Source organism: Qipengyuania gaetbuli (assembly GCF_020524765.1).
Classification (GTDB): Bacteria; Pseudomonadota; Alphaproteobacteria; order Sphingomonadales; family Sphingomonadaceae; genus Qipengyuania; species Qipengyuania gaetbuli_A.
Window position 1 is genome coordinate 779719 of the sequence record NZ_JAIVLR010000001.1, and the last position, 21045, is coordinate 800763.

General features: G+C 64.5%; 20 protein-coding genes. 8 read left to right on the forward strand and 12 right to left on the reverse strand.

Features of this window, described 5'->3' with window-relative positions:
* Positions 1–36: 36 nt before the first annotated feature.
* A complete protein-coding gene (rplA, locus tag LC083_RS04020; protein WP_160608170.1) occupies positions 37–729 on the reverse strand; it encodes a 50S ribosomal protein L1 in 693 nt (230 codons plus the stop codon).
* Positions 730–733: 4 nt separating this feature from the next.
* Positions 734–1165, reverse strand: coding sequence for a 50S ribosomal protein L11 (gene rplK / locus LC083_RS04025; RefSeq protein ID WP_160608171.1), 432 nt, complete (start codon positions 1163–1165; stop codon positions 734–736).
* Positions 1166–1605: 440 nt separating this feature from the next.
* Between rplK and LC083_RS04030 the strand changes: the two genes are divergently transcribed.
* Together LC083_RS04030 and LC083_RS04035 are read left to right on the forward strand one after the other, a co-directional pair.
* Positions 1606–2292 (forward strand): PspA/IM30 family protein, encoded by a 687-nt coding sequence (locus LC083_RS04030; RefSeq protein WP_226699283.1) that lies wholly within the window; start codon positions 1606–1608, stop codon positions 2290–2292.
* A 107-nt stretch (positions 2293–2399) separates the two neighbouring features.
* Positions 2400–3128: a CPBP family intramembrane glutamic endopeptidase gene (locus LC083_RS04035; RefSeq protein ID WP_226699284.1), complete on the forward strand. Its 729-nt coding sequence runs from the start codon at positions 2400–2402 to the stop codon at positions 3126–3128.
* Positions 3129–3203: 75 nt separating this feature from the next.
* On the opposite strand, the gene nusG is transcribed toward LC083_RS04035, so the two are convergent.
* On the reverse strand, positions 3204–3740 hold the full coding sequence (gene nusG / locus LC083_RS04040) for a transcription termination/antitermination protein NusG (protein ID WP_160608174.1): 537 nt from the start codon (positions 3738–3740) through the stop codon (positions 3204–3206).
* Positions 3741–3765: 25 nt separating this feature from the next.
* Positions 3766–3972, reverse strand: a complete 207-nt coding sequence (secE, locus tag LC083_RS04045) for a preprotein translocase subunit SecE (protein WP_226699285.1) — start codon at positions 3970–3972, stop codon at positions 3766–3768.
* 241 nt (positions 3973–4213) lie between these two features.
* On the opposite strand from secE, the gene LC083_RS04050 reads away from it, so the two are divergent.
* Positions 4214–5737 carry an alanine/glycine:cation symporter family protein gene (locus LC083_RS04050; protein ID WP_226699286.1) on the forward strand — a complete coding sequence of 508 codons (1524 nt, stop codon included), beginning with the start codon at positions 4214–4216 and terminating at the stop codon, positions 5735–5737.
* 97 nt (positions 5738–5834) lie between these two features.
* Here LC083_RS04050 and LC083_RS04055 read toward each other — a convergent pair whose 3' ends face one another.
* The 6 genes from LC083_RS04055 to LC083_RS04080 all read right to left on the reverse strand — a co-directional run bounded on the left by LC083_RS04055 (position 5835) and on the right by LC083_RS04080 (position 13253).
* On the reverse strand, positions 5835–5984 hold the full coding sequence (locus LC083_RS04055) for a hypothetical protein (RefSeq protein ID WP_170290012.1): 150 nt from the start codon (positions 5982–5984) through the stop codon (positions 5835–5837).
* 121 nt (positions 5985–6105) lie between these two features.
* Positions 6106–7248: a glycosyltransferase family 87 protein gene (locus LC083_RS04060; protein ID WP_226699287.1), complete on the reverse strand. Its 1143-nt coding sequence runs from the start codon at positions 7246–7248 to the stop codon at positions 6106–6108.
* Positions 7249–7316: 68 nt separating this feature from the next.
* Positions 7317–9101: a DUF885 domain-containing protein gene (locus LC083_RS04065; RefSeq protein WP_226699288.1), complete on the reverse strand. Its 1785-nt coding sequence runs from the start codon at positions 9099–9101 to the stop codon at positions 7317–7319.
* 29 nt (positions 9102–9130) lie between these two features.
* Positions 9131–10951, reverse strand: coding sequence for a DUF885 domain-containing protein (locus LC083_RS04070; protein WP_226699289.1), 1821 nt, complete (start codon positions 10949–10951; stop codon positions 9131–9133).
* Between the two features lie 101 nt (positions 10952–11052).
* The gene (locus LC083_RS04075) at positions 11053–11985 is read right to left on the reverse strand and encodes an MBL fold metallo-hydrolase (RefSeq protein WP_226699290.1); all 933 of its coding nucleotides are present in this window, start codon (positions 11983–11985) and stop codon (positions 11053–11055) included.
* Positions 11982–13253 carry a metal-dependent hydrolase family protein gene (locus LC083_RS04080; RefSeq protein WP_226699291.1) on the reverse strand — a complete coding sequence of 424 codons (1272 nt, stop codon included), beginning with the start codon at positions 13251–13253 and terminating at the stop codon, positions 11982–11984. The genes LC083_RS04075 and LC083_RS04080 overlap by 4 nt, the downstream gene beginning before the upstream one ends.
* A gap of 121 nt (positions 13254–13374) precedes the next feature.
* Between LC083_RS04080 and LC083_RS04085 the strand changes: the two genes are divergently transcribed.
* Both LC083_RS04085 and LC083_RS04090 read left to right on the forward strand, forming a co-directional pair.
* Positions 13375–15435: a S9 family peptidase gene (locus LC083_RS04085; protein WP_226699292.1), complete on the forward strand. Its 2061-nt coding sequence runs from the start codon at positions 13375–13377 to the stop codon at positions 15433–15435.
* An 85-nt stretch (positions 15436–15520) separates the two neighbouring features.
* On the forward strand, positions 15521–16018 hold the full coding sequence (locus LC083_RS04090) for a hypothetical protein (RefSeq protein ID WP_226699293.1): 498 nt from the start codon (positions 15521–15523) through the stop codon (positions 16016–16018).
* 4 nt (positions 16019–16022) lie between these two features.
* Here the strand turns inward: LC083_RS04090 and LC083_RS04095 are convergent, their stop codons facing one another.
* Positions 16023–16616: a DUF2585 family protein gene (locus tag LC083_RS04095; protein WP_226699294.1), complete on the reverse strand. Its 594-nt coding sequence runs from the start codon at positions 16614–16616 to the stop codon at positions 16023–16025.
* Between the two features lie 57 nt (positions 16617–16673).
* Positions 16674–17555 carry a MipA/OmpV family protein gene (locus LC083_RS04100; protein ID WP_226699295.1) on the reverse strand — a complete coding sequence of 294 codons (882 nt, stop codon included), beginning with the start codon at positions 17553–17555 and terminating at the stop codon, positions 16674–16676.
* Between the two features lie 126 nt (positions 17556–17681).
* Here LC083_RS04100 and crtY point away from each other — a divergent pair, with 126 nt between their 5' ends.
* The 3 genes from crtY to LC083_RS04115 are packed head-to-tail and all read left to right on the forward strand — an operon-like array spanning position 17682 to position 20982.
* Positions 17682–18866 carry a lycopene beta-cyclase CrtY gene (gene crtY, locus LC083_RS04105; RefSeq protein ID WP_226699296.1) on the forward strand — a complete coding sequence of 395 codons (1185 nt, stop codon included), beginning with the start codon at positions 17682–17684 and terminating at the stop codon, positions 18864–18866.
* Entirely contained in the window at positions 18863–20401 is a 1539-nt protein-coding gene (locus tag LC083_RS04110) for a phytoene desaturase (RefSeq protein ID WP_226699297.1), read from the forward strand. Before crtY ends, LC083_RS04110 begins: the two co-directional genes overlap by 4 nt.
* Positions 20401–20982 carry a TIGR00730 family Rossman fold protein gene (locus LC083_RS04115; RefSeq protein ID WP_226699298.1) on the forward strand — a complete coding sequence of 194 codons (582 nt, stop codon included), beginning with the start codon at positions 20401–20403 and terminating at the stop codon, positions 20980–20982. The genes LC083_RS04110 and LC083_RS04115 overlap by 1 nt, the downstream gene beginning before the upstream one ends.
* The last annotated feature ends 63 nt before the right edge of the window (positions 20983–21045 follow it).

The following is a 21045-nucleotide window of genomic DNA, read 5'->3' on the forward strand; positions in this document are numbered from 1 at the left end:
CTTGTTTGCGCTACCGCTTCGCTACTTGAGCGCGATTTACGCGCCTTCGACTTCGCCGAGGTCGACCTTGAGGCCCGGGCCCATCGACGAGGTCAGCGTGACCTTGCGGACGTACTTGCCCTTGGCGCCCGAGGGCTTCGACTTGACGATCGCGTCGGTCAGGGCCTTGAAGTTCGCCTTCAGGTCCTCGTCCTTGAACGACAGCTTGCCGATGCCGCTGTGGATGATGCCCTGCTTTTCGACGCGGAATTCGACCTGGCCGCTCTTGGCGTCCTTCACGGCCTGTTCCACGTTCGGGGTCACGGTGCCCAGCTTCGGGTTCGGCATCAGGCCCTTGGGGCCCAGCACCTTACCGAGACGGCCGACGACGCCCATCATGTCCGGCGTGGCGATCACGCGGTCATAGTCGAGGTTGCCGTTCTGCATGTCTTCCATGAGGTCTTCGGCACCGACCTTGTCGGCACCGGCGGCCAGCGCCTTGTCGGCGTTGTCGCCGCGGGCGAAGACAGCGACCTTGACGTCCTTGCCCGTGCCCGAAGGCAGCGAGACCATGCCGCGGACCATCTGGTCGGCGTGGCGCGGATCGACGCCGAGGTTCATGGCGACTTCGACGGTTTCGTCGAACTTGGCCTTGTGCTCGCGCAGCGTGGCGATGGCTTCGTCCACGGTGTAAAGCTTTTCAGCGTCCAGCTTGGCGCGGACCTGCTGGGTCTTCGTCTGCTTTGCCATGTCCTTAGCCCTCCACCACTTCGAGGCCCATCGAACGCGCGGAGCCTTCGATGATCTTCATGGCCTGGTCGATATCGTTCGCGTTGAGGTCGGCCATCTTGGCTTCAGCGATTTCCTTGACGGCGCTGCGCTTGATGGTCCCGGCCGAAACCTTGCCCGGCTCCTTCGAGCCCGACTTCAGCTTGGCAGCCTTCTTCAGGTAGAACGATGCCGGCGGCGTCTTGGTGACGAAGCTGAACGAACGGTCGGCATAGACGGTGATGACCGTCGGGATCGGGGCGCTCTTTTCGAGGTCCTGCGTGGCGGCGTTGAACGCCTTGCAGAATTCCATGATGTTCACGCCGCGCTGACCCAGTGCCGGGCCGATCGGGGGCGACGGGTTGGCAGTGCCCGCGGGCACCTGCAGCTTGATATAGCCTTCGATTTTCTTGGCCATGATGGCCTCCTTTCACACTGTCGGCCGTGCTCTTTCGAACGCGGCCTCATGTTGAGCGGTCGAGCGAAGGCCTGCAGCCTTCTCCCGCACGGGTTTCCTTCGCTGTCGCTTGGGAAGGCGCGCACATAGCGATCTGGGCGCAGATTGCAAGCGCGAAGCGCCCTGTTGGACGCGCGTTGGAAAGCCTCCCCCTGCACCCCGACAGGATGGAACGGATGGAACACGGTCCTGGGGCAAAATTTCTGCCCCACCGCGTGCGGCTCCCTTTTTCGCGTATTGCCTGCCTTTTAGCGCCGCCAGCATTTGACCGCAGCTAGACTTTGGCCGCCAAGTAGGAAAGCAAGTGTCCCCGTGAAGGTTAATTCCGGTTATCGGCGTCAATATTCTTCCATTAAGAATTGAATACTATTAAACGGGGCAGGAATTTAGGGGGGACTGTAATGTTTCGTATCGCCATCCAGGTGCGGGAGCTCATTTCCAGCAACGTGACCAGCGCGCTCGACGGTGCGTCCAATCCGGCCAAGCTGCTCGCCCGGCTCCAACGTGAAATCGAGGAAGCGCTGATCGGCCTTGCGGGCGAAACCACCAAGGCGCGCCGTCAGCAGGAACGGCTCAAGGCGGATCTCGTGCAGGCCAATGCACAGGAAGCCGACTGGGGCGCCAAGGCCCGCGTCGCCATGGATAATGGCCGCGAGGATCTGGCCCGCCAGGCGCTGCACGCCCGCGAAGACAGCCGTGGCAAGATTGCGCAGCTCAAGCAGGACATCGCCCGCCTCGATGCCGACATGACCGAGATGCAGGAGGCGGAAATACAGCTCGAGGCGAAGCGCGACGACGTGCGCAAGCGCCTCGCCGACCAGCTCGCCGCCGATGGCAATGCCTCCGCTTCGGCCCCGCGCGGCGGCTTCGCCAGCCGGACCGAGCGGCGGATGGACCACATCGCCGACCTCGAAAAGCGCACCGCCTTTGCGACCGAAGACGACGCCGTGGGCCGCGGCAATGCCTCGGTCGACCGCGAGATCGAGGAAATGCGCCGCGAACGCCTTGTCGACGATGAACTCGCCGCGATGCGCAGCGCCGCTCCCGCCAAGCCGAAAAAGGCCGGCAAGGGCAGCAAGGCCGCCTGACAGGCTGCGCTCTGCCCCCGGTTTCCGGGGATTGGCAGGCACTTGGGAGTTGAAGCCCCACCGCAACCGGGCGATTGCCGGGTCACAGGCGGGGAGGTCTGACACGCATGGACGATAGCAAGGTCGCATCACTGGGCTGGGGGCGTTTCATCCTCCAGTTCGTCACCGTCACGCTGGTATTCCTGGCCGCATCGGCGCCGGCCGTCATCATGTTCGGCATGACTTCGCCCGGCCTGCTCGGCTCGGTCGCGGGTAGCATGGCCGCTGCGCTGATGCTGTGCTGGTTCTGGCTACGCCGGGATGGTGCGCTGGCCCAAGCATGGGACATGGGCAAGCCCGCGATCGGTTGGGGCCGGACGCTTGCCGTCGGCGCATTGGGGGCAGGCCTCATCATCGCGTGGTTCCAGGTCGGCACGCTGATGACGCGCCAGCTAGGCCTCGGCGCGCCGGAAGTGGCCGCCGTGCTCGACTTCGTGACCGAAAGCCCGGCCAGCCTGCTCCTGTGGATCGTCGTGGTGGCATGGTTCACCGCAGGCCTTGGCGAGGAACTGCTTTATCGCGGGTTCCTGATGGACCGCCTCAACCGCCTGCCCGGCCTTGCCGGCAAGATGTGGCTGGTGATTTTCATCCAGGCCGTGCTGTTCGGCATTTCGCACGGCTACCAGAGCCTTGCGGGCGTATTGATCACCGGCGTCGTCGGCTTCGGCCTCGGTTACCTGCGCGTCCATAGCGGCGGCAATCTGTGGGCCTGCGTGATCGCCCATGCGATGGTCGACACGCTGATGATGGGCACGGCCTACGCCGGAAAGATGGGAATGCTGCCGGTCGCGGGCTGAAGCGCATCGCCAACGAAAAGGGGCGCCCCTCTATCCGAGGAGCGCCCCTTTTTCATGCCGCCATCGGGCGGGCCGTTACTTGACCAGTTCGACCTGTTCGAAGTCGAGTTCCACCGGGGTGGCGCGGCCGAAGATCGAGACCGAAACCTTGACCTTCTGCTTGTCGAAATCGAGTTCTTCGACCAGGCCGTTGAAGCTGGCGAAGGGGCCGTCGAGCACCTTGACCTGGTCGCCGATTTCGTAATCGACATCGACCTGCTTCTTGGGTGCTGCCTTGGCCTCTTCCACGCCGCCGAAATAGCGCGCGGCTTCCTTTTCGGAGATCGCCTGCGGCTTGTTGTTGGTGCCGAGGAAGCCGGTCACCTTGGGCGTGTTCTTGACCAGGTGGTAGATGTCGTCGGTCATGTTCAGCTTGGCGAGCACGTAGCCCGGCATGAACTTGCGTTCGACCTGGACCTTCTTGCCGCGCTTCACTTCGGTCACGGTCTCGGTCGGGACTTCGACTTCTTCGACGCCTTCGGACAGGCCCAGGCGCTCGGCCTCGGCGATGATCGAGTCGCGGACCTTGTTCTCGAAGCCGGAATAGGCGTGGATGATGTACCAGCGTGCCATGTGTTTTCGTTTTCCCGTTAGCGGATCAGGCCAGCGTCATCAGCCAGCGCACGACGGCACCGAACATCGAATCGACGCCGAGGAAGAAGAGCGAGAGAATGACCATCATGATGAAGACGAAGATCGAGATACGGATCGTCTCTTCACGCGTCGGCCAGACGACCTTGCGGCCTTCGGTCTGCACCTGCCGGATGAATTCGGCGGGGGAGGTCTTGCTGTCTTTGTCGGCCATGGCCCGTCACTCTCGCAATAGAACTGCTCTTGCCTTCCGGGATGGGGGTTTCGCCGCCCCGGTTCAAGTCCGGGAGGGGCAGGTTTCCATCGTCGATGTCGGAAGACAGGCAGCCATGTAGGCCGCGCCTTCGAAAAACGCAAGCGGGGGAGAGCGGGGGATTTGCGGGTTTTCAAGCCGGCCATCGCTCTCTAGCGTGCCACGCCTGACATCCAAGGGACGCACAGAGGGGTTACCTGACATGGCAACAAGCCAGGCACCGAGCTTGGGAGAACGGCTGGTAGAGCCGGTCACCAATATTTCCGATTTCATCTGGGTAGGCACGTGGAACGGGGCGGAAGTCATCCCCTTCCCGCCGATGACCATCTTCCTCCTGGGCATGGGCCTGTGGATCATGGTCGGCCTGAAATTCTATCCGATCCTGAAACTGGGCGCAGCGATCAAGGGGCTGTTTGCCGGCCGCAAGAGCGCCGGCGAAGGCGAAATCTCACCCTTCGCGGCGCTGTCGACCGCGCTGTCCGGGCAGGTCGGCACGGGCAATCTCGCCGGTGTCGCCACGGCCATTGCGCTGGGCGGACCCGGCGCCATCTTCTGGATGTGGATCACCGCGCTGTTCGGCATGGCGCTCGCCTTTGCAGAAGGCAGCCTCGCCATTCGCTACCGCGAGCGCACCAGCGACGGCGTGCTGCGCGGCGGCCCGATGACCTACATCATGATGGGCCTGGGCAAGAAATGGACCTGGCTCGCCGTGGTCTTCTGCCTCGGCACGCTGTTCTCGGCACTGGTCACGGGCAATTCGATCCAGGCCAACGCGGTCGCGGACGGCCTCAACGAGCTGTTCGGTATCGAGGAATGGCTCGGCGGGCTGATCGTCGCGATCCTCGTGTTCATCGTCATCATCGGCGGCATCAAGTCGATCGGCAACGTGGCGGAAAAGGTCGTGCCCTTCATGGCTGCGGCTTACATCGTCATGGCGGTGATCGCGCTGATCCTGAACTTCGGGGACCTGGGCGAAACCTTTGCGCTGATCTTCCACGGGGCGTTCAACCCGCAGGCGGCAAGCGGCGGCTTCGTCGGCGCGGCGATGATCATCGCCATCCGTGCGGGTGTCGCGCGCGGCCTGTTCTCCAACGAGGCAGGCCAGGGTTCGACCGCCATCGCCCACGCGGTGGCGCAGACCAACGATCCCGAACAGCAGGGCCGCATGGCGATGCTGGGCACCTTCATCGACACCATCGTGATCTGCACCATGACGGCGCTGGTCATCCTCACCGTGCGCGGCGACTTTACCGCCGGCGGCGAGGCGGTGCTCCATGCATGGCAATCCGACAAGGTCGGTTTCGAGATGACCAGCGGCGCCTTTGCCGCGGCCTTCCCGATGATGCTGGCCGGCGTGCCGATCGGAACGCTGGTCGCCTCGATCGCGCTGATCCTGTTCGTCTTCACCACGCTGTTGACGTGGTCCTACTACGGCGAGCGGGCGATCACCTTCCTCTACGACCGGATGAAGGGGTCCAACCGTGCGGGCGAGAAGAAGCTGCACATCGCATGGCGCGTGCTGTGGTGCGTGGTGATCTTCCTCGGCGCAGCACAGCCGTCCGAACTGGTCTGGCGCCTCGGCGACATTTCCAACGCGGCGATGGCTCTGCCCAACCTGCTGGCGCTCGCACTGCTGAGCGGCGTAGTGTTCAAGCTGGCCAAGGGCATCAAGGATGCCGGCCCCACGCACATGGCCGATACGCCGGAAGAGCCGGAGGAATACTAAGCCTCATCGGCCATACACGGCACAAAAGATCAGGGGCCGGGGGTCTTTCAACCTCCGGCCCCTTCCCTTTTCAGGGTGTCCTAACCGACTGAACCGTTCAGCGAGCCCCGAACAGGCGGGCGAAGAAACCCGGCTCTTCCATCGGGAGGATCTTGCCGTGTTGCCTGTAGCGCAGGGACGCGTCGCTATAGGGCTTCGGCTTCACCCACCGATCGGGGCGGCTGCTATGGAAGGACAAGCTCGACATGGGGTTCCTCCATGAAATACTTTCCCACCGTCCTGCCGCGTAAAACCACCTATGCGGCGATCGGGTTCCCGCGAAAATCGAGGCAGGGCGGGCGCTTGTCCCGTATCGGGACCGTGGACCCTCAGCGTTGTCCCGCGCGCGTCCAGACGAGCCACAGCAGCGCAAGCGAGCACAGCGGCATGAAGTTGACCTCCAGCGGGAGCGCCGCCGCGCGGGTGGCGTAGGGCGAGAACCACAAGGCGACGAGGCCGAGCTTCTCGTAAGGCCTGAAGCCGCGCTCCAGCCCCTGCTCCACCAGCCACAGGGTCGGGAAGATCAGGAAGGGCAGGTCGTAATTGAACAGGTATGGCGATGCGAGCGCGGTTGCCGCCAGCATGGCCGATGCGCTTGCCCGCACGTCTCCGCCCGATTTGCGCCATGCCAGCATGGCCGCCGCCAGAGCGGCAAGGCCGCTCAGGACGCCTGCGACCATCGCCGGCCCCTCGCCCGTCCAGTGGCGGACCTGCGAATAGAGGGTCACCATGCGCAGGAAGAAGTCGTCGCTGCGCTCGCCCATGATGGCGCGGCTGGCTTCCCAGCTGGTGGTATAACCGGCCATCGTGTCTGTGCCGAACACCAGCCACGAAGCGGCCAGGAGGCCGAGCACGCTTGCACCCGCAGCGACAATGGCGCGCCACTGCCCGCCCATCGCCAGCCAGAATGGCGTGAGCACGGCAAGGTGCGGCTTGACCACCAGCGCTCCGATAGCCGCGCCCGACAGCACCGGACGCTGCGCCAGCCAATGCGCGGCCAGCACCAAGAGCGCGCCCGTCAGCAGCCCCGTCTGCGCGTGGCCCGCGGCCAGCAATGCGCCCGGATAGGCGAGGATCAGCGGCCACAGGCGCGGAAAGGCACGGATGCTCGCCCAGGCCCACAGCGCATAGGTCACGGCCACCCACGCAATCCACGCAATCGGGAACGGCAGCGCGCCGAACGGCATCACGGCAAACAGGAAGGGCGGCGGATTGACGAAGACGAACCAGCCTTCGCTTCCCGTGGCGGTCTGCACGCTTTCCTGCACGGCAAGATTGTAGGCCGCCGCCGGATTGCCTGCGGCCGCGACATGGCCCGCGCCCCAGAAGGCAAGGAAATCGGTCCCGGCCGGCTGCATCGCCTTGATATAGCTGTTCGCCAGCAGCGCCAGCGAGGCGATCGCGATCAGCACCGCATAGCCGCGCACGCGCCTTGCGGTCAGCCAGTCCGCCTCGCGAAGATGTGTGAGCACGCGCGCCCTCCCCGGAACTTCGAGGACCCGTCTAGGGCGCGCGGCGCTTTGCTGTCACGCGTGGCGGCTTACTTGCCCCCAGCGGCGATCCATGCGTCGATCTTGGCTTCCAGCACCGACAGCGGGATGTTGCCCGTCGAAAGCACCTGGTCGTGGAAGCGGCGGACGTCGAAATCCTTGCCCAGCGCTTTCTCGGCCTTGGCGCGCAGGGCCTTAATCTTCAGCTCGCCCGTCTTGTAGGCCAGCGCCTGCGCCGGCATCACGATGTAGCGCGCAGTCTCGCTTTCTGCGAAATCGCGCGGCTGGCCGTTGGCGACCATGTATTCAATGGCCTTCTCGCGGCTCCAGCCCTTGGCGTGCATGCCGGTGTCGACGACAAGGCGCACCGCACGCAGCAATTCACCGCCCGCCAGCGCGCCGATCCGGTCGAGCGGGTCGTCATAAAGGCCCAGCTCGTAGCCGAGGCTTTCGGCATAAAGACCCCAGCCCTCGCCATAAGCGGTAAAGCCGTTGTAGCGCATGAAATCGGGCAGTTCCTCGTTCTCGTAGGCCAGCATGGTCTCGAAGTGATGGCCCGGATTGCCTTCGTGCATGTAGAGCGCGACCGAAGTGCCCAGCTTGCGCTCCGCCACGTTGTAGCCGCTGAAATAGAAGGTGCCGGGACGCGAACCGTCGATCTTGCCGGGATAGTAGGAGGCGGCGAGGTTGAAGGCCTCGCGATACTCTTCGTAAGGCTCGATCCGCAGCGGGGTCTTCGGCTGGTTGAGGAACAGGCGATCCATCAGCGGATCGACCTTGCGGCCGACCTCGTACCAGGCTTCCTGCAGGTCGGCCTTGGTGGTGTATGTCACCTGCTTGCGGTCGCCGGCCTCGGCCCGCGCCTTTGCGAGCGCTGCATTGATGCGCGCGACTTCGGCAAGGCCGGTCTGGTGGATTTCCTCTGCCGTCAGCGGCAGCGTGGTCATTTCCTCGATGCGGAAAGCGTAATAGGCATTGCCGTTCGGGTTGTCGGTCGCAGCGATGCTGGTGCGGGCCTTCGGCAGGTATTCATTGGCGAGGAAATCGCGCATCCGCTTCATCGCGACAAACAGCGTGCCCTTCACGGTTTCGCGGTAGGCTGCGGTCAGGCGGTCCTTCTCGGCCTGAGAGAAGCTGGCCGGGAAGGCGCCCAGCGGCGCGTAATAGGGGTTCGAGGCATCGGGCGCGCCCAGCTGCGTGTCGAACTGCTTGATCATGATCTCGACCGTCAGGCTCGGCAGAGTAATGCCCTGCGCCATGCCGGTGCGCATCCGCGCGATCATGTCGTCCACGCCCTTGGCCGCGGACCGGTGGCGGGCGAGGTTATTCTCGTAATCGGCGACCGTGTCGAAGGGCATCAGCGCACCGGGTGCCGACAGGCGCGGATAGAAGACGTGGAAGCCGCGGAAGTGGTCGATCGGCGTTGCCAGGACGGTCGGCAGGATTTCCGCATCGGTTTCGGCGATGCGGCGCTGCATCGTGTATTCGAAGGTGTCGTAGACGATGCGGCCCGTCTCGCTCAGCGCATTGCGGTCGATCAGGCGCAGTGCGGCAAGGTCAGCCTGCGCGGCAGCGCGTTCCTTGGCGTAATAGGCAGGCGAAAAATCGCCCAGCGTGTCCGCATCGGAAAAATCGCCACGGAAGAAGGCCGAGGTGGGATTGCGATCGAGATAGGCCGCCTCACTCCGGTCGAGCAGGGCATCGAGCGCCGCTGCCGCCGTGGCCTGCTTCGCTGCCGCCACCGGTGCTTCGGCATAAGTGCCGACGGTCGAACAGGCGCCAAGTCCGGTTGCCAGAACCAGCGCCATCGCGGTCTTCGCTGCGAAAGTCTTCATCATCGTCTCTCCTCGGTCCCCTTGCGAGCTTACTTGCCGCCGGCTGCAATCCAGCGGTCGATCTTTCCTTCCAGCACAGGCAGCGGCAGGCCGCCAGTGTCGAGCACCTGTGCATGGAAAGCGCGAATGTCGAAATCGTCACCCAACGCGGCTTCTGCCTTGCGGCGCAGTTCCTGGATCTTCAGCGCGCCCACCTTGTAGGCCAAGGCTTGGCTGGGAATGGCGATATAGCGTTCCACCTCGGCCACGACCTCGGTGCGGGTCATGCCCGAATTGTCCAGCATGAAGTCGATCGCCTGATCGCGCGTCCAGCCCTTGGAATGAAGGCCCGTGTCGACCACCAGCCGCATCGCGCGCAGCTGTTCGTCCTGCAGCGTGCCATAGCGGTTCCACGGGTCTTCGAAGAACCCCATCTCGTAGCCCAGCGTCTCGGCATAGAGCGCCCAGCCCTCGACATAGGCCGTGGTCCCGCCGAAGCGCATGAAGGCGGGCAGCGCCTCGTTTTCCTGCGCGAGGCTGATCTGGAAGTGGTGCCCAGGCGCGCCCTCGTGAAGGTAGAGCGTGACATTGCCCGTCGTCAGGCGGCTGGGCAGGTCGTAGGCGTTGAAATAGAAGGTGCCCGGACGCGATCCGTCGGGCGATCCGCCCTGGTAGGAACCGCCGGCTTCGAACTTCTCGCGATATTCCTCGTAAGGCTTGATCTCGAGCGGGGTCTTGGGCGTCAGCGAGAAGTACTGCGGGATCTTCGCATCGACCTGCTTGCCGATATCGTAATAGGTCTGCGTCAGCGCCTCGCGGCTCTTCGGCTGGAACTTGGGATCGGTGCGGACATAGTCGAAGAACTCATTCAGCGTGCCGGCAAAGCCGACCTCCGCCTTCACCTTTTCCAGTTCGCCCTTGATGCGCGCGACTTCGGACAGGCCGAGGTTGTGAAGATAGTCGGGCTCGAGCGGCAGGGTTGTCGTGTCTTCGACCAGGCGGCGATAGAGCGCCTCGCCGCCCTTCATCTGGGACAGGCCCACGGTGCCCCGCGCAGCGGCGTAATATTCATCGCGCAGAAAATCGCGCAGGCGCGCATGAGCGGCGTAGATGTCCGCGATACCGGTGCGATAATCCGCCTCCAGCCGCGCCTTGTCGGCAGCGGAGAAGCTGTCGGGGAAGTTCTTCACCGGCATGAAGAAAGGCGATTCCTCGATATCCATCGCCAGCTGCGTGTCGAGCTGGCTGATGACATTGCCGATGGTCAGCTTCGTTTCCAGCACCCCGCTCGCCATGCCTTCGCGGAAACGCGCGATCGAGCGGTCGGTCAAGGCAACGTAGTCGCGGTGGCGCGACAAATTGTTCTCGTAATCCTCGACCGTTTCGAAGGGCGCCGCGCTCTGCCCGCTGGCGAAGCTGGGATAGAAAGTGTGGAAGCCAGCAAAGTGGTTGACCGGTCGCACGCTGGTGGCAGCGAGGATTTCAGGGGTCAGCCCGGCCAGCACCTCGCGCTGGTTGTAGGCGAAAACGTCATAGGCAAGCTGGTCCGTCGCCGACAGCTTGGAACGGTCGATCTCGGCCAGCTTGGCAAGATTGAGCTGCGCATCTGCACGGGTCGCGTCGTTGAACGCGTCGGTCATGTAATCGCCCAGCCGGTCGGCATAGCGCATGTCGCCGCGGAACAGAGCGGAGATCGGGTTGAGCTTGAGGCTGCGCTCGTCCGCATCCTCGAACAGGCCGAACAGCTTGTCGTGTTCGCTGGCATCGTCAGCTTGCGCAACCGGCATGCTGTCTGCGACCGGCGGGGTCGCCGCGCAGGCGGCAAGCGTGATGGCGGACGCGCAGGCCAGCGCGAGGCGGATCGGTTTCATTGGCTCTATCCCTGTTTTGATGCGCCAGCGCCTATGGCGCAGCGGCAGGCCCCGCAAGCGGCAAAGCGGACAGGCGGCCTACCCGCGTCGATCAATGCCGCTCAATCGAGGCAGAAACGGTCGCCGTGCCGCGCGATACCGAAGCCGCGCGCTTCCACCTCGCGCGCCTCGGCCGACGCCGGATCGCGGATCGGGTTGGTGTGATTGTAATGGATGAAGCGCACCTTGGCGCGCTGGTCGGCTGGCAGGTGCTGGAGCATGTCCATCGTCGCCCTGACGCGCGGATGCGGGATCTCGCTCATGTCGCGCCCGGGCAGTTCGTTGTCGTCCCAGAAGGTTGCATCGATGAAGACATAGCGGCCCGTCTCGACCAGTTCGAACAGGGCGGATCGATCACCGCGCGTGAACTGCTCCCAGCTGTCGATGTCGGGCACGTAATGGAACGCAGTCTTCCCGGCGAAGACCATGAAGCCTGCGGTTTCGGAATATTCGTCGCGGTGAGGCACGGCATAGGGCAGCACGCGCAGGCGCCCCAGGTCGAGCGGGGTAATGCCCCCGTTCGCCAGCAACCTGACCTCGATGTTGCCGAGCTCGACCAGCTGGCTCCACGGGCCGTTCGCACGGAGGAACTGCGCCATGCGCGGCAGGGCATAGACCGGCATGCCTTTCGCGCCAGCCGCCTCGCGCCCTAGCCAGGCGAGTCCCAGATAGTGGCCGATATGCGCATGGGTCAGGAAGATGCCATCCAAACCGAGCCCTTCAACCGGTGGCTCGATACGATCGAGCTCCGCCAGCTGTTCGGTAATCGCGGGCGAGGCGTCGAACAGGTATCGCTTGTTAGAACCGCGATCGATCAGCGCGAGCGAGGAAGGCAGCAGGCGCTCCCCTGCGTCGTCCGCATTGCCGATCTGCGGCGCACCTGCGTCCTGTCCTGCGCCAAGGACGACCAGCTCGCGCTCGCATATGCCGCCTTCTTCCCCAGCAGCCGGGACTGCGAGGCCGAGTGCGGCAGCGAGCGCGAGGGTGGCCCTCATTCGATGATGCGGCCGCGCACCATCACCCAGTCGGTCTGCTCCACCAGCGTCACATCGTCGAGCGGGTTGCCCGGCACCGCGATGATGTCCGCCGAATAGCCCGGCGCGATGCGGCCGATCTGGTTTTCCATGCCCAGCACCTTGGCCGCGCCCGTCGTCGCGCTGGCGAGCACTTCGCGGTCGGACATGCCGCCAGCCCGCATCAGGCCGAGTTCCTTGGCATTGTCGCCATGCTCGAACACGCCGGCATCGGTGCCGAAGGCGATCGTCACGCCCCATTTGCGGGCACGCTCGACAATGCTTTCGGCATAGGCGGCGACAGCGCGGACCTTGTCTTCCACGACCGGGGTGTAGACGCCCTTGCCCAGATTGCCGCGGATGCCCTGGAAGGCCATGAGCGTGGGCACGAGCACGGTGCCGTTCTCGCGCATCGCCTTGGCAGCGGCCTCGTCGATATAGGTACCGTGTTCGATCGAGGTCACGCCTGCGCGGGCCGCGGCTTCGATGCCGCGTGCGCCATGCGCATGGGCCATGACCTTGAGGCCAAGCGAGCGGGCGGTATCGACGATGCTCTTCATCTCGGCATCGGTGAAATGCGCTTCCAGCCCGCGGCCCTGCTGGCTCAGCACGCCGCCGGTTGCGGTGATCTTGATGATGTCGGCCCCGTTCTGGCTGGCGAGCCGGACCTTCTCCGCACATTCGACCGCGCCGGTGCAATTGTAGCCGTCATCGAGCAGCGCGTTCACTTCGGGCAGGAAGCCGCTGGTGTCGCCGTGCCCGCCGACGATGGCGAGCGAAGGTCCGGCAGCGACGATGCGCGGTCCGGCTATTAACCCTTCGGCAGTCGCCCGGCGCAGCGAGAAAGCAGTGTGCTGGGCACTGCCCGCCTCGCGCACGGTGGTGAAGCCGGCCTTGGCGGTGAGGCGCGCGTTCTTGGCCCCGATCACCACGTCCCATTCGGTCGGTTCGGTCGTCGCTTTCCAGAAATCACCGCCCGGATCGCCGGTGAGGTGCGTGTGCAAATCGATCAAGCCGGGAGCCAGCGTCCGCCCTTCGAGGTGGACCATGTTCGCACCGTCGGGCACGCCCTTCCAGCCTTCCTCCACGCTGACGATTACGCCGTCCTTCACGGTGACGGTGGCCTTGCCCATCGGCTTGCTGGCAGCATCGATCACGAGGCCGTCGGCATGGATGATGGTCGTCTCTGCGGCCAGCGGCGAGGTAGCGGCGAGCAGGCTGGCAGTCAGCCCGGCGATCAGTTTGCGCATGGAATCTCCTCTTGTCCCTTGGCCGCCTGATGCCTGCACCGCCCGCCGCCCGCAAGCCCCGGTTTGCCCTCCGGCGCGAGGTCGCTATGAGACCGCCAGACGATTCCCAGAGGAGAGAACCTTGACCCGAATTCGCCGTACCGTCCTTGCCGCAGGCCTGCTGGCCACCGCATCGATCGCCGCGCAGGCGCAGGCCCGTCCGATGACGCCCGAAGACGTCGCCGCGCTCGAAAGCGTAGGCACCGTGGCTGTCTCGCCCGATGGCCGCAGCATCGCCTACACCACTGCCGCCCTCCCCGACGTGACCGAAGGCGAGGAAAACGGTTCGACCGAGCAGCAATTGAAGCTCGCCTATGGTCCGATGAATGCGCGCGACTTCCTGCCCGACAGCATGAACGTCTCGGCCATCCAGTATTCGCCCGATGGCCGCACCATCAGCTTCCTGTGGACCGAAAAGGATGGCGACCGCGCCGTGTGGGGCATCCCGGTCGACGGCGGCGCGCATCGCAAGCTGGCAGCAGTCAAGGATGCGAGCGTGCGCTCCTACGCCTGGGCACCCGACGGTTCGGCCATCTGGATGCTGGCCTCTGCCGAAAAGGACAAGGACCGCGAAAAGGAGTCGAAGGCCGGCTTCAACGCCATCGTCTATGAAGAGGAAGCCCGCCTCAACCGCCTGTTCTCCGCCAAGATCGGCGCTGAAGTGGATGCCGAGCCGAAGGCCGTGACCATCCCCGGCTACGTCAGCGGCTTCAAGGTCGCGCCGGGCGGCAAGACCGCCGTGGTCGACAGCGCACCCACGCCGCAGATCGACGACGAATATACTTCCAAGCGTGCCCATGTGATCGACCTTGCCACCGGCAAGGTGCTGGCAGTGGTCGAAACGCCCGGCAAGCTGGGCGACATCGAGGTTTCGCCCGATGGCAAGCAGCTGTCAATGATCGCCGGCGTCGACATGAACGATCCCGCCGATACGACGCTGCACCTCGTCGACGTGGCAAGCGGTAGCTACCGCGCGCTCAATGCCGGCGCTCCGGAAGCCGCAGTCGATGCCGCATGGCTGGCCGACGGCCGCCTTGCGGCAGTGATCCACAAGGGCGTGCAGTCGGCGCTGCGCATCTACAATGCCGACGGCACCGTCGCCGAAGAGCATGACGGCGGCGAGCTCATTCTCTCCAACGTGGAAACGGGCGGCAACACCATCGCCGTCGAGGCGAGCAGCCCGCAGCACCCGACCGAACTGTTCGTGTGGAACAACGGCGCCTTCGCCCGCTGGACCCAGCACAATCCGTGGCTGTCGGAAATCGACTTCGGCAAGCAGCGCGCCTTCACTTTCACTGCGACCGACGGACAGCAGGTGGAAGGCGTGCTGATCGAGCCGGTTGGCGGCGTTCCCAAGGGCGGCGCCCCGCTGATCCTCAACGTCCACGGCGGCCCCGAAGCGCATGACAGCAACGGCTGGCAGACCGCCTATTCCAAGCCGGGCCAGGTGGCCGCGGGCAAGGGCTATGCCGTCTTCCTGCCTAATTATCGCGGCTCGACCGGCTACGGCACGGCATTCTCCAAGCAGCACCAGGGTCGCTACACCGATCCCGAATTCCGTGACCTCGTCGATGCCAAGCGCGCGCTGGTCGAGGCGGGCATCGCAGATGCCGACCGCGTCGGCGTGACCGGCGGTTCCTACGGCGGCTATGCGACCGCATGGACCAGCACCTATTACAGCGACGAATTCGCTGCCGGTGTCATGTTCGTGGGCATTTCGAACCAGATTTCGAAGTTCGGCACCACCGACATCCCCTACGAGATGTACAATGTGCACAGCCGCGCATGGCCGTGGGACAACTGGCAGAAGATGCTCGAAGTCTCGCCGATCTATCATGTCGACAAGGCCGAAACCCCGCTGCTGATCATGCACGGTGCTGAAGACACCCGCGTCGCGCCGAGCCAGAGCTACGAGCTTTACCGCTCGATCAAGGTGCGCAAGCCGGACACTCCGGTTCGCCTCGTGCTGTACCCGGGCGAAGGTCACGGCAACCAGAAGGCCGCCGCGCGCTACGATTACAATCTGCGCATGATGGAATGGTTCGACACCTACCTGAAGACGGGCGACCGCGACGCGAAACTGCCCGATCCGCGCCCCGACCTCGCCGACGGCACGGTCGGTACGGCCAAAAAGGACGACTGACCGGGCGATTTCTTATGCCCTGTCTGCTAAAGACCCGCCTTCCGGACACTTTCGGGAGGCGGTTTTTTTGCGTGCATTGCTGGCCATGGCCGTTGGCGCATTCTTCCTTGCGATGGCGCTGGGGTTCATCCCGCTGGGCGACGACGAGCCGCCTGCCGTCATGATGTGGATCATCGGCATCATGGGCGGCCTCACCCTGCTTGGCGGTATTTCTCACCTGCGCCTGCGTATGAAGCGACGCGCGGCCTATTCCGGCGGGCGCGAACGCAAGGGGACGGTCAGGCTGTTCTCACCTCTGGGCGAGGATAGCGACACGGCCGTCCTGCTGTTCGCCAACAGCCATTCGGAATGGCTGATGTCGGTCGATCTCGGCAGCCTCAAGACAGTGAAGGACAAGCTTTCCGAAGGCGTGCCGGCCAAGGCTTACCTGGGCGACGACGACCGCATCTACGGCCTCGATATCGGGACTGTGAAGGCCCTGCCGATTTCGCCCGGCGTGCCTTACGAAGGCAAGCTGCGCAGCCGCATGGAATGGGCGGAGCGCAAGAAGGCCGAATGGGCCGACAAGGCTGCCGGGCAATAGGCGCTCAGCCCAGCGCCTGCCATTCGCGGATGAATTCGAACGGGTAGGCCAGCATGATGACGTTGAGCGTCAGATTGTCGCGCACCACCAGCGCCGCGACCACTTCCATGATAATCGCCAGCACCACCGTTACCCGCACGGGCAGCTTGAGGGCGAGGAAGAAGCCCAGGCTCATCCAGCCGATGTCGGCCATGGAATTGATGATGCTGTCGCCCGAATAGCCCCAGTTCACCGTGACCGAACGATAGCGGTCGATGACCATGGGCGTGTTCTCGATGATCTCCCATGCCGCTTCGAGGAAGACGGCGAGCGTGAAGCTGTACCTCGCAGCCTGCTTGCCGCCGATGCCTGCACGCGAGAACAGCAGCCAGCCGAGCGCGTAGAACAGCATCCCGTGGATGATGTGGCTGGGCGTATACCAGTCGGACAGGTGCTGGCTGTTGCCCGAGGCGTTGATGTCCCCGTACCACAGCGCGACATAGCCGCAGGTGCAGATCGGCGGGCGATCCATGGCGAAGAGCACGGCCAGCGTGACGGCCGTTATGACGAGGCCGGCGATGATTGCCGCGCGGTGCGGCCTCAGTGGGTTCGCGGTCATGGAGGCGAGATTGCGCGCACAGCCCCGCCCCGACAAGTGACCTGCGAATTCTATCCGCTAGAAAGTATAGCCGATGCCCAGCGCGACGAAATACTGGTTCGAACTGCCGCGAATGCTGGTGAAGGGCGTGTCTGCCGCATCGCCGAGCAATTTCGAATAGCCGCCCAGCCCGATCAGCGACAATCCGCCGTCGGTCACATCGCCGTTGAGGTCGTAGGCCAGCAGCAAATTCACCCCGACGCTTTCGAACCCGCCTTCCGCCTGGAAACCCGGCAGCACATCGGCCGCGGGAAGCGCAGCATTGGTCACGGGGACCGAATAGTAATAGTCGGCGAAATCGTCATCGACCCAGTTCGTGCTGACGCTGAGCGAGGCGGCCATCGCGCGGCTGAGCGGGGTGAAATAAGTCACGCTCGGCGAGACGGTCATGCCGCCGTGGGCGCCGTTCACGTCCCAGCCGGCATCGACGTTGAAGCTCAGGCTGTCGAAGGGGTTGAGCAGCTTGGGCAGTTTGACCCCGAGGCTTGCCCCCACCTCGATAGCGGTTTCAAGCTCGCCATAGGCCGCTACGATGTCGTCATCGATATCGTCGATATCGGCACGGTCGCGGTTGATGCGCAGCAGCGGCCCGGCGGAAAAGGCAATGCCCTCGTCGGGATCGGGAATGAAATCGAGCGCGAGGCCGGCAGGGCGCGGACTGATCCCTACGCCGCCGAGCGAACCCTGGACGATCGGCAGCACGCTGAGCTGGTAGTCGTCCGACCCCGAATAGCTGGCGTTGTAGGCCACGCCCACGCCCACGCTGAGGTAATCGCCGTCGAATACCGTGGTCGGCGGCCCGGCGGGCGGCGACACGTTCACGTCGGCATCCTGCGCCGCGAGCGGCGACGCCGCAGTGCCCGCAAGCAGGCCGGCGGCCACGAAAACTGCATATTTCATCGGGGATTCCCTCGTCTTGCCCTTCACCCGCCAACGGACAAGCGGCCTGCGCGTTCCGTACCAGCGAATGCAAATTCGCGCAAAGCGATTGCCGCGCTGCCCCTGCACCCGTAAGCGACTTTCCCCATGGGCCGCAGGTTCGACATCGCGATCGTAGGAGGAGGGCTTGCCGGCGGACTTGCCGCGCTTGCGATCCGCCGCGCGCACCCTTCGCTCTCCCTCGCCCTGTTCGAAGCTGGCGGCAGCTTCGGCGGCAACCACCGCTGGAGCTGGTTCGAAAGCGATTTGTCTCAGCAGGGCGAGGCGCTGCTTGCGCCGTTCGGCCGGACCGAGTGGGCCGGCGGCAACGAGGTCCGCTTTCCCGCGCATAGGCGGGTGCTGTCGGCCAATTACCGCTCGCTGGACAGCCGCGATTTCGACCGTACGCTGCGCCGCGAACTGCCGCAGGAAGCCCAGCAGCTCGGCTCGCGGGTGGCGCGCCTCGATGCTTCGGGTATCGAGCTTGCTACCGGAGAGCGCGTGGACGCACGCACCGTCATCGACTGCCGCGATGCCGGTCCCAGCAAGCACCTGACGGGCGGCTGGCAGGTCTTCCTCGGCCAGCACCTGCGAACCGCCAGCCCCCACGGGATCGAGCGTCCCGTGATCATGGATGCGACCGTCCGGCAACACGGCGCCTATCGTTTCGTCTATCTCCTGCCGATGGGGCCCGACGAGATCTTCGTCGAGGACACCTATTACGCCGATAGCGCCACGCTCGATGCGCCGGCCCTGCGCGAACGCATCGCCGCCTATGCCGCTGACAAGGGCTGGGAAGCCACGGTGCTGCACGAGGAAACGGGAGTTCTTCCAGTCATCACCGGCGGCGATTTCGCCGCCTACCGCGCTTCGCTCGAACACCCCGAAGTGGTTCTGGCAGGCGCGCGCGGGGGCTTCGTGCATCCGCTGACCAGCTACACCATCCCGGTGGCGGTCGAGAACGCAATTGCCATCGCCGATGCAGCCGCTTTTCCACGCGACGAGCTTGCCCGCCTGGTCGACCGGCGCGCGCATGAACACTGGCGCCGCACGGGCTTCTATCGCCTGCTCGGCAAGATGCTGTTCGATGCGGCGATTCCCGAGGAACGATATCGGGTGTTCGAGCGCTTCTACCGCTTGGGGGAACCTCTGATCGAACGGTTCTATGCCGCGCGTTCCAGCGCCCTCGACAAATTGCGGATCCTTTCAGGAAAACCGCCGGTACCAATTTCCCGTGCGGTCGCAGCCCTGCTTGGCAAGGGAGCGCCGCTCGTCCAAGAGGATCGACGATGAACGCCGATGTAACGCCTCCCGATATTTCTTCCGCCACCGAGATTCCCCAGACCGGCCGCACTGCCTGCGTGATCGGGTCCGGTTTCGGCGGCCTTGCGCTTGCTATCCGCCTGCAGTCCGCCGGCATCGCGGCTACGGTCGTGGAAGCGCGGGACAAGCCGGGCGGGCGGGCCTATTACTGGGAAAAGGACGGCTTCACCTTCGATGCCGGTCCCACCGTCATCACCGATCCCGACTGCCTGCGCGAACTGTGGGGCCTGACCGGCCACGACATGGCCGAAGATATCGAGATCATGCCGGTCATGCCGTTCTACCGGCTGAACTGGCCCGACGGCACGAATTTCGACTATTCGAATGACGAGGAAGAGCTGTTCGGCGAGATCGCCAAGCTCAACCCCGCCGACGTTGCCGGATACCAGCGGTTCCTCGACTATGCGGCCGGTGTCTACGAGGAAGGCTACGTCAAGCTGGGGCACAAGCCCTTCCTCGATTTCAAGTCGATGCTCAAGGCCGCCCCGGCGCTGGCCAAGAAGCAGGCGTGGCGCAGCGTCTATTCGATGGTCTCGAGCTATGTCGAGAACGAGAAACTGCGCGAAGCGCTGTCGTTCCACACCCTGCTGGTCGGCGGCAACCCGATGAAGACCAGCAGCATCTACGCCCTCATTCACAAGCTGGAAAAGGACGGCGGTGTCTGGTGGGCGAAGGGCGGCACCAACCGCCTCATCGCGGCCATGGTCACCCATTTCGAGCGCATCGGCGGCACTGTCCGCCTGCACGACCCGGTGGTGCAGGTGCACACGCTCGGCAGCAAGGCCAGCGAGGTCGAAACCCATTCCGGTTGGAAGCAGCGTTTCGACGCGGTCGCCAGCAATGCCGACATCATGCACAGCTACAAGGACCTGCTGGCAGGTTCCAAACGGGGCAAGACCTACGCCAAGTCGCTGTCGCGCAAGAGTTTCTCGCCCAGCCTCTTCGTCGTCCATTTCGGCATCGAGGGCACCTGGCCGGGCATTCCGCACCACATGATCCTGTTCGGCCCCCGTTATAAGGGCCTGCTGGAAGACATCTACGATCACGGCGTCCTGCCGCAGGATTTCTCGATCTATCTCCACCACCCCAGCGTGACCGACCCGGGCATGGCGCCCGAAGGCATGAGCACTTTCTACGCGCTCGTGCCGGTCGCACACATGGGCAAGCTGTCGGTGGACTGGCAGGAAATGGGCCCGATCCTGGAAAAGCGCATTCTCGACGAGGTCGAGCGGCGCCTGATCCCGGGCCTCCATGGCCGCATCAAGACCAAGTTCCACTACGCGCCGCGCGATTTCGCGATGGATTTGAATGCCCACATGGGCAGCGCTTTCAGCCTCGAACCGGTGCTGACACAGAGTGCCTTCTTCCGCGGCCACAATCGCGACGACGTGATCGACAATTTCTACCTCGTGGGCGCGGGCACGCACCCGGGCGCCGGTATCCCCGGCGTCGTCGGCAGCGCCAAGGCGACCGCGGGGCTCATGCTTGAGGATTTGCTCGCCTGATGAAACGTCTTGCCGTCTACTGCGGTTCGGCATCGCCCGAAGATCCGCGCTATATCCAGCTTGCCTATGATGTCGGAGCCGGCCTTGCCGAGCGGGGCATCGGCGTCGTCTACGGCGGTGGCCGCCTCGGCCTGATGGGTGCGACGGCGCGCGGCGCGCTCGATGCGGGCGGCGAGGTGATCGGCGTCATCCCCGAGGCGCTCGCCAATTCCGAAGTCGCCAATCACGACTGCACCGAACTCTACACCGTCTCCGGCATGCACGAGCGCAAGCAGCGCTTCACCGACCTCTCGGACGGGTTCGTAACCATCCCCGGCGGGGTCGGCACGATGGACGAATTGTGGGAAGCGATGAGCTGGGCGCAGCTCGGCTATCACGACAATCCGGTCGGCCTGCTCAATGCGTTCGGCTTCTATGACGAGTTGATCGCGTTCAACCGCAAGATGGCCGATGTCGGCTTCGTGCGGCCCGTGCACCAGGGCATCCTCGTGCACGACACGACGCTGGGCGGTTTGCTCGACCAGATGGAAAACTATGTGCCGCACACGCCGATTTTCCAGATGAAGGCCGACGACCTCTGAACAAGCCGCGCCCCCTTACCACCCAGAACCTGCGCCAGACGCCGGCCCGGGCTGGCGGCGGGC

Bases quoted from the DNA above. Each gene is read 5' to 3' on its own strand.
- LC083_RS04095 (WP_226699294.1), bottom strand. From the start codon at position 16,616: ATGACCGCGAACCCACTGAGGCCGCACCGCGCGGCAATCATCGCCGGC.
- crtY (WP_226699296.1), top strand. From the start codon at position 17,682: ATGGGCCGCAGGTTCGACATCGCGATCGTAGGAGGAGGGCTTGCCGGC.
- secE (WP_226699285.1), bottom strand. From the start codon at position 3,972: ATGGCCGACAAAGACAGCAAGACCTCCCCCGCCGAATTCATCCGGCAG.
- LC083_RS04110 (WP_226699297.1), top strand. From the start codon at position 18,863: ATGAACGCCGATGTAACGCCTCCCGATATTTCTTCCGCCACCGAGATT.
- LC083_RS04080 (WP_226699291.1), bottom strand. From the start codon at position 13,253: ATGCGCAAACTGATCGCCGGGCTGACTGCCAGCCTGCTCGCCGCTACC.
- rplA (WP_160608170.1), bottom strand. From the start codon at position 729: ATGGCAAAGCAGACGAAGACCCAGCAGGTCCGCGCCAAGCTGGACGCT.
- LC083_RS04115 (WP_226699298.1), top strand. From the start codon at position 20,401: ATGAAACGTCTTGCCGTCTACTGCGGTTCGGCATCGCCCGAAGATCCG.
- nusG (WP_160608174.1), bottom strand. From the start codon at position 3,740: ATGGCACGCTGGTACATCATCCACGCCTATTCCGGCTTCGAGAACAAG.
- LC083_RS04050 (WP_226699286.1), top strand. From the start codon at position 4,214: ATGGCAACAAGCCAGGCACCGAGCTTGGGAGAACGGCTGGTAGAGCCG.
- LC083_RS04035 (WP_226699284.1), top strand. From the start codon at position 2,400: ATGGACGATAGCAAGGTCGCATCACTGGGCTGGGGGCGTTTCATCCTC.
- LC083_RS04070 (WP_226699289.1), bottom strand. From the start codon at position 10,951: ATGAAACCGATCCGCCTCGCGCTGGCCTGCGCGTCCGCCATCACGCTT.
- LC083_RS04030 (WP_226699283.1), top strand. From the start codon at position 1,606: ATGTTTCGTATCGCCATCCAGGTGCGGGAGCTCATTTCCAGCAACGTG.
- LC083_RS04055 (WP_170290012.1), bottom strand. From the start codon at position 5,984: ATGTCGAGCTTGTCCTTCCATAGCAGCCGCCCCGATCGGTGGGTGAAG.
- LC083_RS04090 (WP_226699293.1), top strand. From the start codon at position 15,521: ATGGCCGTTGGCGCATTCTTCCTTGCGATGGCGCTGGGGTTCATCCCG.
- LC083_RS04100 (WP_226699295.1), bottom strand. From the start codon at position 17,555: ATGAAATATGCAGTTTTCGTGGCCGCCGGCCTGCTTGCGGGCACTGCG.
- rplK (WP_160608171.1), bottom strand. From the start codon at position 1,165: ATGGCCAAGAAAATCGAAGGCTATATCAAGCTGCAGGTGCCCGCGGGC.
- LC083_RS04075 (WP_226699290.1), bottom strand. From the start codon at position 11,985: ATGAGGGCCACCCTCGCGCTCGCTGCCGCACTCGGCCTCGCAGTCCCG.
- LC083_RS04065 (WP_226699288.1), bottom strand. From the start codon at position 9,101: ATGAAGACTTTCGCAGCGAAGACCGCGATGGCGCTGGTTCTGGCAACC.